Here is a 16,531-nt window from a genome sequence, read left to right as displayed (position 1 = left end):
TTCACCTACTTAAATTGTTTATTTTTTCTTTTAAATAAGAGCTTTTTGGAAATATCTCATACAATTGCATATACATATCCTTTGCCTTTTCATACTCTTCTATTTTTTCATAGCTTTCTCCTAATTTTAACTGTAAATCCAAATCATTTTTTAAAATCTTATAGGGAACTTTATTTATACAAATTATATACTTTTCATATTCTCCTAGTTTAAAATGATTTAAAGCCTTAATTATATTAAACTTAGAATTATTGGGTTTTTCTTCTATGGCCTTATTTATATGTATTAAACTTTCTTTATAACTTCCTCTTTTATATAGGCTTATAGCATTTGAAACCTCTACACTTTCTTTAGATTTATACACTCTTATCTTGTATATTATATAAAAAAGATAAATTACAACTCCTATTATCAGTAAAGGGTTTATTAATGAGAAAAGTATTAACATGATTAATCCTGAAATACATTTTCTTTTATTTAGTTTTGGTTCTTCAAAATAAAATGCATTTCCATAGGGCATAAATTCTTTTGTTTTATTTTCAACGCTCATAGTAATCCACCTCTTACAATATTTCTTAAAATAAGACATAATATATTGTATTTTAACATAATTTTTCAACTTATTATAGTTATTATTAAAATCTATATTAAAATTAAAATAAGAGAAGATCACTTTCGTAATCTTCTCTTATTTTAATTGTTATGTTACTTTATTTTAAAGTTTTTTAATTTATCTCCTAATATATCAGCAAGAGTTATATTGTCTCCCTTTTCATTAAAGGATGAATAATCTATTCCATCATCAATGGCCTCTTTTATACTTAATGTTATTCTATGAGCATCAACATCCATATTTAATATCTTAACTTTAACCTTTTGACCCTTTTCTAAGATATCCGATGCATTTATTACTCTTTCTTCTTGTATTTCGCCTAAAGGTACAAGGCCCTCTACTCCTGGCTCTATTTCAACAAATGCTCCAAATTTTGCAATGTTACTTATATTTGCTTCAACAATATCATTTACTTTATATTTAGTATTTACTGTGTTCCAAGGATCCTCTTCTAAATCTTTAAGTCCAAGTGATACCCTATTTTTTTCTTTATCAAAATCCAATATATATACTTGAACTTCATCCCCTACAGATACTACTTCTTGTGGATCTGATATCCTCTTCCATGAAAGATCAGATATATGAACCAACCCTTGTATACCACCAATATCAACAAAAGCTCCAAATCTTGCTAACCTAACTACCTCACCATTTCTTTTTTCGCCAATTTTAAGTTCTTTCCAAAGTTCTTCACTTTTTTTGTTTTGCTCATCTAATTCTACTACTTTTCTAGAAATTACTACATTTCCCTTTGCTCTATCTAATTCAATCACTCTAACATCTAAAGATTTTCCTATAAAATCTTTTAGGTTATCTATATGTCTTATTGAAACATGAGATGCTGGTAAAAATAATCTAACACCTTTTATATATGCTATCAGCCCACCTTTAACTTCCTCTTTTATCATTACTTGTAACAAAGTAGAGTCTTTTAGAGATTCTTCAAAGTCATCCCAAACCTTAATAGCTTCGGCTTTGTTCTTAGATAAAAGTACATTTCCCTCGCCATCATTTATTTCCATTACTAACACATTTACTTTGTCACCTTCTTTAAATAAAGTATCTAATTCTTCTTCAACATTCTCTATAGCTTCAGATTTTGGTATTATACCATCTGCCATATAGTTTATATTTACAAATACTTCTTCTTTATTTACCTTAATTACAGTTCCAGTTATAAGGTCATCTTTTTGAATCTTTTTAAAATCATAAGCATCTTTAGTAATTTCTTCTTCCTTTGTATCTACTACCTCTACCTTTTCTGGTGATTCTATTTTCTGGTTTTCCTTAGTTACCTCATCTTTTACAACGTCCTCTAATTTTAACTCTTCATTTTTTATATTATCTTCCATAAAATCCACTCCTAATCATAAAATTATATATCTACATTAAAATTATATCATAAAAACAGCTCCTGCGTACTTTTCCTTCACTCCCAGGTGTATTTATATGGAAATTTAACTTCAAATACTTACCCTCTAGTAAAAACTATAGTCTCTTCAGTACTCATATCTTCCCTAAAAGCGTATCCTTCTAAATTAAATTCTTTTATTTCTTCTAGTTTATTTATTTTATTTTTAATTATATACTGAGCCATTAACCCTCTTGCCTTTTTTGCATATATAGCTACTATTTTATAATTATTATTTTTATACTCCTTAAATACAGGAGATATTATTTTTATATCTTTATCCATATACCCTCTATTGAGAACTTTAGAATACTCTTTTGATGCTAAGTTTAGTAGTATCTTTTCTTTATCTTCTTTTAAATCATTATTAATATAATTAGTTAATCTATACTCCCAATATTTATATAAATTATTTCCTTTATCATTTTCTAATTTAATACCCATTTCTAATCTATAAGGCTTTATTAAATCTAAAGGTCTAAGAACACCATAAAGCCCTGATAATATTCTAAGATTGTTTTGAGCAAAATCTATTTCTGATTTATTAAAATCATAGGAATTTAAACCTTTATAAACATCTCCATCAAAAGCATATATAGCTTGCCTAGTACCTTCATGTAAATTTTTATTCCAACTTTTATAACGATAAAAATTAATTTCTGATAGCTTATAGCTAATATTCATGAGATTTCCTATCTCTTCTTTTGATAATTCTTTTAATTCTTCTATTAAATATTCAGCACAATTTAAAAACTCTGGTTTAGAATAAGTTTCATAAGGTATATGTTTCTTAAATTCTAAAGATTTTGCTGGTGAAATTATAACTTTCATAAGTATATTTTCCTTTCAAAAATTTTCTATAAATAATTAAAACTACTTCTAAAAAGAAGTAGTTTTCTTAATATTATTAACTTAAGCTTTCCATATTTTGATAACAGTAGTTTATTATATCACTTCTCTTGATTATTCCTATAAATATTCCATTATCATCTACCACCGGAACAAAGTTTTGACTAATAGAAAGTGATATTAAACTTTCAATATTAGCATTTATAGATACAGATTTATGTTTTGTTCTTCTTGGCACATCTTCTATACTTACCTTTGATGTATTTTTAAAAGTAAGTTCTGGAGTGTTTTTTAACTTCCATAATAAATCTCCCTCTGTCAATGTCCCCACATATTTACCTTCCGAGTCTATAAGTGGTATAGCTGTATAACCGTGATACTCCATCCTTTCTAATACTTGTCTCATTGTAGCATCTAAAGTTTCATGGACAACATCATTTTTAGGTGTAATAAAAAATGCAATATTCATTTTAAATCCTTTCCTCTTGAAAAATTTCTTTTTATTCTCTAAGTATATTTTATCATAAAATTTCATTAATAATAAACAAATTTAAAAACTTTACAAATACTTTAATAATACACAGTATCATATTATGTATATCTCATATATAAGTGACTAAAATCAATAAGCTTTATTGGTACATTGATAAAATCATCATTATCAATGTACCAATAACTCTAAATAATTAATCAATTTCCCTAAAACTAATTTAATATGTTGAATTAAGCAAAAAAAGTAGATATAATGGTACATAATATCTATTAAAGAGTATTTTTCATTAGTTGTTAATAATTTCTGTCTCACTCTTTATAATCCACGATATTTATTTTATTTAAAAGAAACTAAGGAGGTATATTCAATGTTAAAATCAATGTTAGAAAAGAAGAAAAAAGAAATTAAAAGAAAAGAAAGAACGCGTGCTCTAACAAATGCACTAATCGGAACAACTGCAGGTGCGCTTGCAGGAGTATTACTTGCTCCAAAGTCTGGCAAGGGCACTAGAGAGGACATTAAAAACGCTGCTCAAAACTTAAATGATACTGTTAAAGATAAAACTCAAGGTTTAGGCGAAAATATTAAAGTTAAGGCTGAGGATTTTAAATGTAAAAGTGCTGAAGCGAAGGCTAAAATAAAAAGTAAATTAAACGAATCAAAAGAAGTTGTAGAAGATGCTGCAGATATCGTTGAAGAAACTGCATCAGAAGTACAAAACGTTGTAAATGAAACTAAGGAAGATGCTAAAGAAAATTATAAAGAAGCTAAATCAAAGATAAAAGATTATGTAGAAGAAAAAAATGATGACTCTAACGCTAATAATTCTGAAAAGTAAAGGAGGTAGATTTTAAGATGTATGTAACATTTTCAGGTTTAGGATATACAATCTTAGGTATACTAGCTGCTGCTGCATTAATATATTTAATAATGGCCTTAAACAAATTAAGTAAAGTTTTATCTAGAGTAGACAAAATTCTAGGTGAAAATGAATTAAATATAAATAAAGTCACAAATTACCTTCCTAAAGCTTCCCAAAACATAGCAGAGATTACAGATAATATTAAGGATATAAGCGAAGTTCTAACTACTACAACCGCAGATGCTATAGACATAAAGGAGGATGTAGAAGGTTATCTTATTACTTTAAAAGAGATAATATCAATAGTTAAAAATGTATTTTTTAAATAGGCTCTAAAGAGCCTATTCTCTTTTAGTCTTTTTATCATTATTTATTATAGAAACTAATGCTGTTAAAGCTAATAGAGTTATGGTAAACTTCGATTTATTTTTCATTGTTACTCCCCCTTATATCTATAATATATTAATTTTTTAAATTACATTTCTATACGATTCTTCCCCTTATGTTTAGCATTATAAAGTCTTTTGTCAGTATTTCTAAAAACTTCATCTATTTCTTCAGATCCTTTAATCTCATATATACCACCACTAATAGTGACCTTAAGACACTTTTTTTCATAATTGAAACATAGGTTTTCTATTTCTAATCTTATTTCTTCAATAAAAGTTTTACTTTCCTCTTTATCCATCTTAGGAAGTGAAATAAAAAATTCTTCTCCTCCATAACGACCTATCCATCCATTTACACTATTAACCTTATGATTTATAAATTGACTAAAATCTTTTAATACATTATCCCCTATAAGATGACCATTTTCATCATTTACTATTTTAAAATCATCTATATCAATCATCACAACTGTACAAGGCATTTTAGATAATTTAACAGAAATTATATCTACAGGTAATTTATCATTTATATATCTTCTATTATATATACCAGTTAAATCATCTCTTATAATTTTGTTATTCATATCTTTAATGTAACTTAATATATATTCTTCTGACTTATTTTCTATATCAGCTATAATCCCTATATTAGTTATATCTTTAAATGTTTCAAGTATATATCTATTATCACTATAAAGTATCTTAGTTGCCATAATTAAAAGAACCTTGTTCCCAGTATACTCAATCTTTACACAATTATCTTTTTCTACTAAAGCTCTTGAAGATATGCAGTTCTCACAATGGCTTTTTTTTCTCCAAAAGTCATAGCAATTTTTATCAACAGGAACATTATTAATTCCTTTATGATAAACTACCTTCTTTTTTATAGGATCTACTATTCTTAAATCATCATAAAGGTTTTCTAATAATTTAACATTCTTAATTATATCTTCTAAACTATTCATGATAAACTCACCTTTCAACTACTATATAACATTTATTATATAGTATATCATACCTATATTCTTTTAATAAAGCCTTACTTATAAAATTAAACAATGTTTTAAATATTACTTATGTATAAATTTAATTAATACAGTTCCATTATAAGCTACTAAATAAACTACTAAGATTTAAATATCCATATACCCAGGCCTTTTTCTTTGCATAAATTTTCAAAAGCTAAGTCCCGATTTTTATTTACTTTGGTTAAATCTTTTTCATTAACAGGTGTAAGAACTACAACCGATCTTCCATCCTTCAAAACAAAAAAAATATCATTAATATAATACTCTCCATCACTATGCCCTTTTAATCTGAAGTTAAACGTGCTATAAAAAATTACTTCTTCTAGTAACTCTAAATTTTTCAATAAATCTTTTTGATATAAAGACTTATAATATATATTCATATTCAGCTTTTCACTTTTAATAAATTTACCTTTTTTCTCTAAATCCTTTTTTAAATAGTCAATAGTATTTATGATCTTAAATTGTTCTATGCCTAGTATCTTTATATTTTCTGGCCAAGAAACATTTTTATATAATATCTTTCTAAAATCATCTTTTAGTTTGCTTTTATGTAAATTATCCAGAAACTTTTCATAAGATGAGATTACAGATTCTTGTTTCCATTCTTTTGGATTATTATAAATAATCATCATTATTACTTTAACCATAAGTTTTAAATGACTTTTAGGAAATCCCCAATATAAAAATAAAACTAATCTCTCTATAAATGTCCTTTTTTCCTCCATTTTAAGAATATGTGTAATACTATTATATAAGTTTATAAATTTATCTCCACGATCTTCCTTTTGCAATTCTTCGCTTATGGACTCTGCAATCTTATTGATACAATTTTCCATAGAATCTTCAATATAGTTTCTAGGTAGATTATATTCTTTGCTTAAAGATTGAAGCGTATAATATTTATTTACACAATATCTCTTTTTAAAAATTCCTAAAAGTGTTTTATCATTTATTATTAACTGTGCTGATTCATAAAGATTATTTATAAATACTTGTGATTTATTTTTATAATCTTCTTTTAACTTTAAAGGAATCTCCTTTGTACCATTAAAATACTCCATTATAGACAAATTAGATAAATTATTAGCACAAATAGTTTCTTTTATAATATCATTTTTACCATATTGATACTTGCTGAAAATTTCATCATATATGATAGTATTATACTGTTTATCCTCTTTCTTTATGTGTTTTTTTAAAATAAATAAATGTTCCTCACTTAAATCTAATTCTTTTAATGCTTTTAGAGAGTATTGTCTAAGCTGTGGCGCTGTAGTATTTAAATTTTGTATAAGATAGTCTATAGCCTTATTGCAATCTTCTTTATAATAAACAGACATTTTCCTAAGAGCAGATGCGGCTAACCTTTTTTCATTAATGCTTCCATCTTTTATATATTCTATAATATGTACTATATTTTCTACATTTCCGCTCTCCCCTAATTCATAGGGTGTCATATTCAAACCATTAATCATACATATCACCTTTTACGTTTTTATTTTTATGTTAACATATATTGTATTAAAAATAAAATATTATTGATTACACTTAATTTATCTTTTTATGGTTTAAGGTTCTTTTAAGGTTGAGGTAATGTTATTTCTACTTAATGATGCTATAATATATATTAGTATAGTTTTATTATTCTTAAAAATTATACTAATTAATTTAGCAGTCTCCAATAAATAGTTCTGATATTGTTAAATTATAAACATTTATTAATGAAAGGAGTTTAGATAATATGTATAAAATTAAAAATGCTATCCCTAATGTCCTTACATTAAGCAATTTAGGTTGTGGAGTTATGTCTTTGCTTATGACCTTAGATGGAAATTATATTTTAGCAAGCTTATTCATAATAATGGCAGGCTTAGCTGATAGGTATGATGGTAGGGTAGCAAGAGCATTAAATGTATCTAGTGAAATAGGCAAAGAGCTTGATTCTCTTAGTGATTTAATATCATTTGGTGTAGCACCTGCACTTTTAATATTTAATTTATATAGTTTTAAATCAATGGGACTTCTAGGTTACATTGTGTTATTAGCCTTTCCTATAGCTGGTGCTTATAGACTTGCAAGATATAACATCTCTGACTTTGATGGTGTATTTAAAGGCATACCAATAACCTTTGCAGGTATACTAATAGCTTTATTTGTACTTGTTACAAAAGCTAGATTTATGAATCCATCTATAATTGTAATATTAGCAGCAATCTTATCTTATCTTATGGTAAGTAATATAAAATTCCAAAAAAGATAATTATTTGTTTACTTATATTTGCTCAAAGTAATATAAGTAACAAATAAAAAACTATCTGTAAAGTTTACAGATAGTTTTTTATTTGTTACTTTGTAAAACCTTTTCATATCTTTATTTATTAAACTTTGAATTTTGAAACTGATTCTAAAAGCTTGTCTGAATTTTTGCTAACTCCTTCTGCACTTTCAACTATTGCCTCAGAGTTTTCTCTTACCATTAGAGCCTTTTCAGATATGCTAGATGTATTTTCTGCTCCTTCATAGGAGGTGTGAGTTATATCTTCGATGACCTGTAAAAGACTATTTTGGGATTCTTCAATTAATTTTAGCATAGAATTAAAATCCTGCATTGTAGTAGATACATAATCTGCATCCTTACTGTATCCTTGTCCAATACTTACTAGATTCTCATAATCTTTTATAACCTTATTATTTATAAATTCTAATATATCTGAAGAAGACTTCGTAAGTTCTTTTACCCCATCTACAACCTCAAAGGTAACGGCTTTAATCTTGGATACTGTTTCATTTGATTGTTCTGCAAGATTTCTAATTTCTTCAGCAACAACTGAAAAGCCTCTACCAGCCTCCCCGGCTCTGGCAGCTTCTATAGCTGCATTTAAAGCTAAAAGGTTGGTTTTTGATGATATTTCTAATATAGTTTCTGAAAAAATATTTATTTGTTCTACAACCTTAGATTTCTCCATAGCATTTTCTAAAGTTTCTTTGCTCTTTTCATATATTTCATAAGATTCTTTAGATGAAATTTCTGCATGATTTCTTATATTTTCTGCTCTTTCCCTTATTTCATCTGATTGTTTAACTCCTATCTCAGTCTTCTTAGATGAATCTTCTATTATCTTAGCTATTTCATCTGCTGATGAATTCATTTCTTCTGTAGCTGCAGCTGTTTCTTCCATACTAGCTGAGAGCTCTTCAGTACTAGCACTCACATCTAATATCTCATTATTTAATGACATCATGGATTCTGTTATATTTCCCACATTGTTTTTCACAGATAATGCGTTTTCATTAACTTGTAAGATTATACATCTAATTTCTTGAATAAACCTATTTAAACTAGAGGCAAGATCCCCTATTTCATCTTTTGAGGTTATGTCTATTGTTTTAGTAAGGTCTCCACCACTACTAGCTAGTCCATCTAATTCTTTTTGAAGGAGATTAATAGGTCCTGTTACAGATCTAACCACTATGTATATGGCAATAAAACCTATTATGAATGCTATAAGTGTACCTAAAATCATTACAGTTTTAGCTTTTACTTGCCAACTATTCATATCATTTATTTTAACATCTAATTTATCTTTTTCTACTTGTACAAGTTCCTTTGAAATACTCCTTATATCATCCATACTTTTTTTACCTTGTTTTGTACTCATAAAGTATGCAACTCTATCTGGAGGGAGTTCATTTGAATTAACCTTATTTCTTATTCCCATTAAAGCTTCACCTTCTCTTACAATCCAGCTATTCACAGAAATATTAAGACTTGCAAGTCTTGTTTGTTGCTCTTCGTCTCCTTCAGTTAATTCAATTAATCTATCCAAATGTTCCTTTACTTCTAATTTTCCATTGTTAAATGGCTCTAGGTATTCTTTATCACCAGTTATACCGTATCCTCTAATACCCGTTTCCATATCTACAATACTTGTGGTAAGTAAATCTGCTTCTCTTATAATTTCATAAGTATACATGTTCTGGTTTATTTGTTTATTTGTTTTAACGTTGCCATCATAGGCTATAATAATAACAAATGACATAATTAGCATAACAGTTATAAGACCTATTGTAATTTTGCTTTTGATTTTAATATTTTTCATCATAATAGTTTAATCTCCTTCTGTTATATTTTGCTTTTAACACTATGTTAACAATTTTGGATATACTTTTCAATACTTTTATTTTATATCAGTACAGATTATATGTATTTCTTTTGAATTGTTTATATATATATATTAACCCATGTTATACTTAACTTATATTTAATTACTTATATATTGAGGTGTAGTATATGTTAGACAGTTTTTTTATTAATATGGTAACTTTTATTTCCTTCCTCTTTTTTAATGGTATGATAATCCCCAAGCTATCCTTTAGAAACAAAAATTTAGATAGCGTAATTTCAGGGGTAACCTTCGGAATGCTTGGCCTAGTATTAATGCATTTTAGCATTTCACTCAAAAATAATACCATAGTAGATTTAAGACATCTTGCTATTATTATGTCCTTTATTTATTCAAATCCCATATCTGGTTTTATAACTACAGTTATAATTATACTTGGAAGATTGTTTATAGGATTTAATTCTACTAGCATTATAGCATCAATAATCACACTAATATTGTCTTTAGTTTGTTATTTAATATCTACTAAAAAGATAACTAGCCTAAAAAAAATTCGATATGCCAATATATCATCTTTAATTTTAATATTACTATCGCTTATACTTAATTTAAAAGATAATAATGAAGTACTGAAATTATTTCCTTTTCACGTTTTATTTTCTACACTATCTTTGTTTTTAGCATACTTAATAGCTGAATACATAAATAATTATAATTCCACTTATAACAAACTTAAATATACCTCATCTCAGCTAGACTCCTTATTATCAAATCTTAATTCAGGAATATTAGCTCAAAATGATCATGGTAAAATAACTTATTCAAATTTAGCACTTATTGATTTATTCGGATTAGATTTGTCACCTAAATATTTAGTGGAAAAAAATGAAAACTATTTCATGGATATTATTAAGTATGAGTTTTCGAATCCTACTTATTTTATTAGTACTATGAGCAAAGTCAAGTATAATAAAACTCTTTTTATTAACAATGAGTTTTATCTAAAAGATGGTAGAACCTTAGAAATAGATTACATTCCTATAAATATGGATAACCAATACAAGGGTCACTTTTGGAATTTTAAAGATGTGACCATAAGGAAGAACATAGAACTAAAATTAAAAACCTTATCTGAAATAGATGGACTTACAGGTATATCGAATAGAAGAGTTTTTGATGAAAATCTATCTCTTTTCTTTAAGCAATGTAAAGATAGCAAGACCTATTTATCTTTAATAATGATGGATATAGATTATTTCAAGCTTTACAATGATAATTATGGTCATCTTGAAGGAGACCAATGTTTAAAAAAAGTTGCAATGCTCATAAACGAATTGACAAAAAACACGCCTTTTTTAGCTGCCCGCTACGGTGGAGAAGAATTTGTAATATTAATGCCCCACAGTAATGATGATGCAGCATTAATTATTTCTAATAGTATTAAAAGTTCTCTAGAATATCTAAGTATTCCTCATTTATATTCTAAAGTCACTCCTATTATCAGTTTAAGCATTGGGATATCCTCAATACTACCAAATGATAATATAGCTGAAGATTCTTTAATAAAAATGGCTGATGAAGCTCTTTATCTTGCTAAAAGAAATGGTAGAAATCAAATTCATATATTTAAATAATTCTTCATATAGTTGATATCAATAACTCATATTTATAAAACCTAATCCAGAAATACTATTACATTGAACCTTTTCAATGTAATTTGTGATTACTTTATGATCTTTTATTCTACCCTACAAAAAACACTCTATAAAGTAGAACTTTTCAAAATTCTACTTTATAGAGTGCATTTTAAACCTATATTAATTTTTTAATTATAATTTAAATGAGCTTTTTAAAGAAACTATTCTATTTAAAACCAATTTATCTTCATTACTCTTTTCGTCTACATTAAAGTAACCATGTCTAACTAATTGAAATTTATCTTGAGCTTTTGCATCTTCCATAAATGGTTCAACAAATCCATCTAATATTTCCATAGAATTTGGATTTATTTGTTCTAAGAAATGCTTTCCTTCAGCTCCTTCTTCATCGTCTAATATTAAAGGCTCATATAGTCTAAATTCTGCCTTCTTAGCCATCTTAGCATCTACCCAGTGTATAGTTCCTTTTACCTTTCTCCCTGTGAATCCACTACCACTCTTAGTTTCTACATCATAGGTACAATGTATCTCAGTTACATTTCCCTCTTCATCTTTTATAACATCATTACACTTAACAAAATAAGCACCCTTTAGTCTTACCTCATTACCTAAGTATAATCTATGATACTTTTTTGGAGGGTTTTCCATGAAATCATCTTGATCTATATAAATTTCGCTTGAAAAAGGCACCTTCCTTATTCCTGCTTCAGGGTTATCTCCATTATTTTCTATATCCAGCATTTCTACTTGGTCTTTAGGATAATTTGTTATTATAAGCTTTAAAGGTTTTAGTACTGCCATAGTTCTTGGAACCTTAGGCATTAAATCTTCTCTTATAAAATGGTCTAACATTTGAGAGTCTACAAGACTACTAGCTTTAGCAACTCCAATGGCTCTACAAAAGTTTCTAATAGATTCAGGCGTATATCCTTTTCTTCTAAGCCCAGCTATGGTAGGCATTCTTGGGTCATCCCATCCATCTACAATCTTTTCATCAACTAATAATTTTAGTTTTCTTTTACTCATTACAGTGTTTGTAATATTAAGCCTTGCAAATTCTATTTGTCTTGGCACACTTTTCATTTCACATTCTTTTACTACCCAGTCATAAAGAGGTCTGTGGTCCTCAAATTCTAGGGTGCAAATTGAATGAGTTATTCCTTCTATAGCATCTTCTAATGGATGCGCAAAATCATACATAGGGTATATACACCATTTATTCAAAGTATTATGATGATTAGTATGAGATATTCTATATATTATAGGATCCCTCATATTCATATTTGGAGAGTCCATATCTATTTTAGCTCTTAATACCTTTTCTCCATCCTTAAAATCTCCATCTTTCATCTTCTCAAAAAGATTTAAGTTTTCTTCTACTGATCTATTTCTATAAGGGCTTTCTTTTCCAGGTTCAGTTAAGGTTCCTCTGTATTCTTTCATCTCTTCTGGTGTTAAATCACAAACATAAGCTTTACCTTTTTTAATAAGCAATTTAGCTTTATCATACATCTCTTCAAAATAATCCGATGCAAAATATAGTTCATCCCATTTAAATCCAAGCCATTTCACATCATCTTTTATTGATTCTACATATTCTGTATCCTCTTTAATAGGGTTTGTATCGTCGAACCTCAAATTTGTTTTTCCTTTAAACTCGTCTGCAAGTTCAAAATTTAAAACTATTGATTTTGCATGACCTATATGTAAGTATCCATTAGGTTCTGGTGGAAAACGAGTTACTATTTCTTTATGCTTTCCTGAATCTATATCTTCTTTTACTATGTTCTTTATAAAATTTGAAGTATTATTATTAATCTCCACTTGTGACCATTCCCTTCTTAGTATTCTATTACCTTTTTAATTTAATTCAGCAATTAAAATAAGATCATCTATCTATATACTATATCATAAAAATTAAACTCATCTCATATTTCACTTCTATTTTAAATATTCTTATATAATATAGGCTTAATCTTATTTAGACTAATTCAATTGGTGGAGATAGGGGGGATCGAACCCCCGACCTTTTGAATGCCATTCAAACACTCTCCCAAACTGAGCTATACCCCCATACTTTTACCTTATCTCTAATTATAACATTTTAACATGTCACGAATTAAAATAATTTAACTATACCTATTATATAGTTATTAGGAATAAAAATCTAGTCTATATTGAATTGTGGCTACTTATCTAGAAACTAGGCAATTACATATAATTACCTAGTTGACCTTTAATATTTATTTCTTTCCTCTTTTTTTCTTAGTAAAGAAGAAGTATCTAAGGTTTTAGATTTTTCACTTAAATTTTGTTTTTTATTATCTTTATTAGTATCAATATCTTTTTTATTATTTTCAGTTTCATCTAATGTATTAAAATTTGATTTAACAAAGTCTTTATTAGATACCTTTTCTAACTTACCCTTAATAGTATCTTTATCTTCATTATTAATGTTTTTCTTAAAACTCTTTTTTGATTTTTTATATTGTTTACCTGTTTTTCCCTTCACTTTAAATAGCTTGGTATTTAAATTTAATCTTCTATACGCTATATCTATGATAAATAAAACAAGTGCCATAGATAAAAGTATATTGCTTAAATCTATTCTACTCCATACAGATTCTAAGCTGGAATTAAATATTTCATCAGAAGATTTTACAAAGGTACCTTTAGTCTCCTCTACTAGCTTATCTAATGCTCCTTTATCTTTAAAAAACTTATATTCAGGAGAATATTGCATAGCAATAGTGGTATTTTGACTATTAATTACTTTTTCGTCTTCTATCTCTCTTATATTTAAACTATAAAAGCCTGTTTCCTTAAGATCTAAAACCCCAGAATACTTCCCAGGTTTTGTAACTTCTAAATACAAATCCGATTTTTCGCCTTTTTCACTAGTTACTAAAGCATTCACTTTTTGGCTTTCCCCTTTATTTTTTGTTTCGTATTCTATAAATGCCTGCTTTCCAGTAATATTAACGCTTATAATTCCTTCTCCATCACCATAGCTTTCTATAGACCAGTTAAGTATATTCTGCCATAACTTAGTGGTCTTATTCCAGCTAGATAAATTTTTACTCCATCTTCCAGCCATATCAGAATTCCATGCAACAGATCTTCCAAGTCCATACTGCCAGGCTGTAAGTATAGGATCATCTTCATCTGAAGATAGTATTATACTAGAAGTTTCTTTTGCTGAAGATCCTACATACCCAAGTAGAGTTGGAAACCCATCCTTTGCAACTCCATTTAATATATTATGAGGGCTAGTTAATTTTGGCGTAAACTCCCTATTGTTTAAGTATGACTTCGATGATAAAAAGATCTCTTTTGCAAATATACGTGGGATATCTGTGTATATGTCCGTATGATAGCTTCTTCCTCCACCAAGGCTTGCTAGGTTCTGTAGTAAAGTTTTATCTGCATCTGATCCTACTGACACTGTAGATAAGGTTATCTTTTCATCATTACCAGTACTAAGTACATCTTCGTATTGATTAAACCCATCCTGTCCGTCTGTAAGGAGTATAATATGCTTTATTTTTGCATCGTTATTTTTTAATCCATCATAAGCTTCCTTTAGTGCTGGATAAATACTTGTTCCACCATTAACATCTATACCTCTTATTTTACTTTTTATATCCTCTTTATCCTTACTGTTTTTAATAGGTACTACCCAGTTAAATGAATCATCAAAGGCTAAAACTCCTATATCATCTATAGGTCTTAATGTTTCTACAGCTTTTTCTGCGGCCTCTTTAGCTAATGCAAGTTTTGTTATATTCTCTCCGCCACCCATACTTCCAGAATGATCTATTACAAGAGCTAATGCCATTTTAGGTATTTCCTTTTTACCACGCATATCCATGTAAACCGGAAGTACCTTTTCAAAAGGTGTATTTAAATAGCCTCCTAAAGCAAAAGAATCTTCTCCCCCTGTAGCTATAAAAGATCCGGCATATTCCTTAACATAATCCTCTAAATTATCTACAAACCCCTTATTAATATCATCTATATGTACATTAGCAGTAATTATAGATTTAAACTCTAGCATTTCCTTAAGGTTTCTTGGTGCTTCTTTTGAATTTATCTTACTGTAATTCACAGAAAGCGTAGAAAATATATTTTCTAATTCCTTTCCTTCTCCATCTTTACTTTCAATTAATAAGATTTTTGGTTTTTCTTCTGCGTTAGTAAATGTAAGATATTCATTATTCTTTACTTCACTGTCTAAAGTGGGCTCAATTACTACCTTATAACTTTTAAAGCCTCCCGAGTCTTGAATATCTTTAAAAACAAAGTTATTTTTTCCTTTTTCAACATCTACACTTTGCTCTGCCTTTTTAGTTCTATCTGAATATAGCGAAACCTTAGCAGAAGTTTTTACATTGCTTTCTATGGTTATAACTACTGAAAATTCATCACCTATATTTATACGTTCTGGTATACTTACCTTATCTACGTATACTTCAGGCTTTTCACTTTTATTTACTTTATAAACCTTAACCTCTACATTTTGAGTCTCTAATGATGAAGCTGTTTTAAGTAAACTTCCTTTATTTTCTTCACCATCTGTTATAATTACTAGTCTTTTAGCACTTTCTTCTGGAAAAGTTAATAAAGCTTTTGTAATAGCATCCTCTATATTTGTAGAAGTTGATGTAGAAAGTGGTATGTCTGAAATACCGTTAAATGCATTTCCCTTTGAAAAAAACTTTTCTAAAATTGTTCCATCTCCAAAAACCATAACCGCTGCCTTATTCTTTTTAGGCATACTTTCAATAGATTCCTTTATAAATTTTTCGCCTTCCTCTTTAAATTCTTTATTTGATTCTGAAACGTCAAATAAAAACAACGTTGAAGTATCTTTTATATTTAATTTAATAGTTATGCCAGAAAGAGCTAAGCATAATAATGTAAATATTATTATCCTAGAAATGGCTGCTAATGTATTCCTTTTTCTAAATGTTTTTAAATATTTAAATGTGTATATAACAATTGCTACAAAAACAGGTATGAGGAGTAAAAATATAGGTCTTATTATCTCTAAGTTCACTAATTTCTATTGGTTAAGAAAGCATTAAAACTTAACCATACT

13 protein-coding genes and 1 tRNA gene are annotated in these 16,531 nt (G+C 27.7%); 4 read left to right on the top strand and 10 right to left on the bottom strand.

Annotated elements, in window-relative coordinates:
- Position 1 precedes the first annotated feature (1 nt).
- The 4 genes from BD821_RS04045 to BD821_RS04030 form a co-directional block, all read right to left on the bottom strand.
- Positions 2 to 550 (bottom strand): tetratricopeptide repeat protein, encoded by a 549-nt coding sequence (locus tag BD821_RS04045; protein WP_104409426.1) that lies wholly within the window; start codon positions 548 to 550, stop codon positions 2 to 4.
- Between the two features lie 155 nt (positions 551 to 705).
- Positions 706 to 1,965, bottom strand: coding sequence for a 30S ribosomal protein S1 (gene rpsA, locus BD821_RS04040; RefSeq protein WP_104409425.1), 1,260 nt, complete (start codon positions 1,963 to 1,965; stop codon positions 706 to 708).
- A gap of 119 nt (positions 1,966 to 2,084) precedes the next feature.
- Positions 2,085 to 2,855, bottom strand: a complete 771-nt coding sequence (yaaA, locus tag BD821_RS04035) for a peroxide stress protein YaaA (RefSeq protein WP_104409424.1) — start codon at positions 2,853 to 2,855, stop codon at positions 2,085 to 2,087.
- 76 nt (positions 2,856 to 2,931) lie between these two features.
- Complete coding sequence (locus BD821_RS04030) at positions 2,932 to 3,342, bottom strand: CBS domain-containing protein (protein WP_104409423.1); 411 nt, start codon at positions 3,340 to 3,342, stop codon at positions 2,932 to 2,934.
- Between the two features lie 391 nt (positions 3,343 to 3,733).
- Here BD821_RS04030 and BD821_RS04025 point away from each other — a divergent pair, with 391 nt between their 5' ends.
- Both BD821_RS04025 and BD821_RS04020 read left to right on the top strand, forming a co-directional pair.
- Entirely contained in the window at positions 3,734 to 4,204 is a 471-nt protein-coding gene (locus tag BD821_RS04025; protein WP_029452782.1) for a YtxH domain-containing protein, read from the top strand.
- A gap of 17 nt (positions 4,205 to 4,221) precedes the next feature.
- Entirely contained in the window at positions 4,222 to 4,557 is a 336-nt protein-coding gene (locus BD821_RS04020; RefSeq protein ID WP_104409422.1) for a hypothetical protein, read from the top strand.
- 146 nt (positions 4,558 to 4,703) lie between these two features.
- Here the strand turns inward: BD821_RS04020 and BD821_RS04015 are convergent, their stop codons facing one another.
- Positions 4,704 to 5,582 carry a GGDEF domain-containing protein gene (locus BD821_RS04015; protein WP_104409421.1) on the bottom strand — a complete coding sequence of 293 codons (879 nt, stop codon included), beginning with the start codon at positions 5,580 to 5,582 and terminating at the stop codon, positions 4,704 to 4,706.
- 161 nt (positions 5,583 to 5,743) lie between these two features.
- Positions 5,744 to 7,123, bottom strand: a complete 1,380-nt coding sequence (locus tag BD821_RS04010; RefSeq protein ID WP_104409420.1) for a HEAT repeat domain-containing protein — start codon at positions 7,121 to 7,123, stop codon at positions 5,744 to 5,746.
- 266 nt (positions 7,124 to 7,389) lie between these two features.
- On the opposite strand from BD821_RS04010, the gene pssA reads away from it, so the two are divergent.
- Entirely contained in the window at positions 7,390 to 7,908 is a 519-nt protein-coding gene (gene pssA, locus BD821_RS04005) for a CDP-diacylglycerol--serine O-phosphatidyltransferase (RefSeq protein ID WP_029452778.1), read from the top strand.
- 118 nt (positions 7,909 to 8,026) lie between these two features.
- Here the strand turns inward: pssA and BD821_RS04000 are convergent, their stop codons facing one another.
- Positions 8,027 to 9,751 carry a methyl-accepting chemotaxis protein gene (locus BD821_RS04000; protein WP_051652487.1) on the bottom strand — a complete coding sequence of 575 codons (1,725 nt, stop codon included), beginning with the start codon at positions 9,749 to 9,751 and terminating at the stop codon, positions 8,027 to 8,029.
- Between the two features lie 188 nt (positions 9,752 to 9,939).
- Between BD821_RS04000 and BD821_RS03995 the strand changes: the two genes are divergently transcribed.
- A complete protein-coding gene (locus BD821_RS03995; RefSeq protein ID WP_104409419.1) occupies positions 9,940 to 11,406 on the top strand; it encodes a sensor domain-containing diguanylate cyclase in 1,467 nt (488 codons plus the stop codon).
- Between the two features lie 195 nt (positions 11,407 to 11,601).
- Here the strand turns inward: BD821_RS03995 and BD821_RS03990 are convergent, their stop codons facing one another.
- From BD821_RS03990 to BD821_RS03980, 3 genes are all read right to left on the bottom strand, one after another.
- Complete coding sequence (locus BD821_RS03990; RefSeq protein WP_104409418.1) at positions 11,602 to 13,254, bottom strand: glutamine--tRNA ligase/YqeY domain fusion protein; 1,653 nt, start codon at positions 13,252 to 13,254, stop codon at positions 11,602 to 11,604.
- Between the two features lie 172 nt (positions 13,255 to 13,426).
- Positions 13,427 to 13,503, bottom strand: a tRNA-Ala gene (locus tag BD821_RS03985).
- 163 nt (positions 13,504 to 13,666) lie between these two features.
- On the bottom strand, positions 13,667 to 16,489 hold the full coding sequence (locus BD821_RS03980) for a VWA domain-containing protein (protein WP_104409417.1): 2,823 nt from the start codon (positions 16,487 to 16,489) through the stop codon (positions 13,667 to 13,669).
- Positions 16,490 to 16,531: the final 42 nt, after the last annotated feature.

This window comes from Clostridium algidicarnis DSM 15099, assembly GCF_002934235.1.
Lineage (GTDB): Bacteria > Bacillota > Clostridia > Clostridiales > Clostridiaceae > Clostridium_L > Clostridium_L algidicarnis.
The sequence above is the reverse complement of the archived record's forward strand: the minus strand, read 5'-3'. Positions and strand labels throughout refer to the sequence as shown.

Bases quoted from the DNA above. Each gene is read 5' to 3' on its own strand.
- BD821_RS04045 (WP_104409426.1), bottom strand. From the start codon at position 550: ATGAGCGTTGAAAATAAAACAAAAGAATTTATGCCCTATGGAAATGCA.
- rpsA (WP_104409425.1), bottom strand. From the start codon at position 1,965: ATGGAAGATAATATAAAAAATGAAGAGTTAAAATTAGAGGACGTTGTA.
- yaaA (WP_104409424.1), bottom strand. From the start codon at position 2,855: ATGAAAGTTATAATTTCACCAGCAAAATCTTTAGAATTTAAGAAACAT.
- BD821_RS04030 (WP_104409423.1), bottom strand. From the start codon at position 3,342: ATGAATATTGCATTTTTTATTACACCTAAAAATGATGTTGTCCATGAA.
- BD821_RS04025 (WP_029452782.1), top strand. From the start codon at position 3,734: ATGTTAAAATCAATGTTAGAAAAGAAGAAAAAAGAAATTAAAAGAAAA.
- BD821_RS04020 (WP_104409422.1), top strand. From the start codon at position 4,222: ATGTATGTAACATTTTCAGGTTTAGGATATACAATCTTAGGTATACTA.
- BD821_RS04015 (WP_104409421.1), bottom strand. From the start codon at position 5,582: ATGAATAGTTTAGAAGATATAATTAAGAATGTTAAATTATTAGAAAAC.
- BD821_RS04010 (WP_104409420.1), bottom strand. From the start codon at position 7,123: ATGATTAATGGTTTGAATATGACACCCTATGAATTAGGGGAGAGCGGA.
- pssA (WP_029452778.1), top strand. From the start codon at position 7,390: ATGTATAAAATTAAAAATGCTATCCCTAATGTCCTTACATTAAGCAAT.
- BD821_RS04000 (WP_051652487.1), bottom strand. From the start codon at position 9,751: ATGATGAAAAATATTAAAATCAAAAGCAAAATTACAATAGGTCTTATA.
- BD821_RS03995 (WP_104409419.1), top strand. From the start codon at position 9,940: ATGTTAGACAGTTTTTTTATTAATATGGTAACTTTTATTTCCTTCCTC.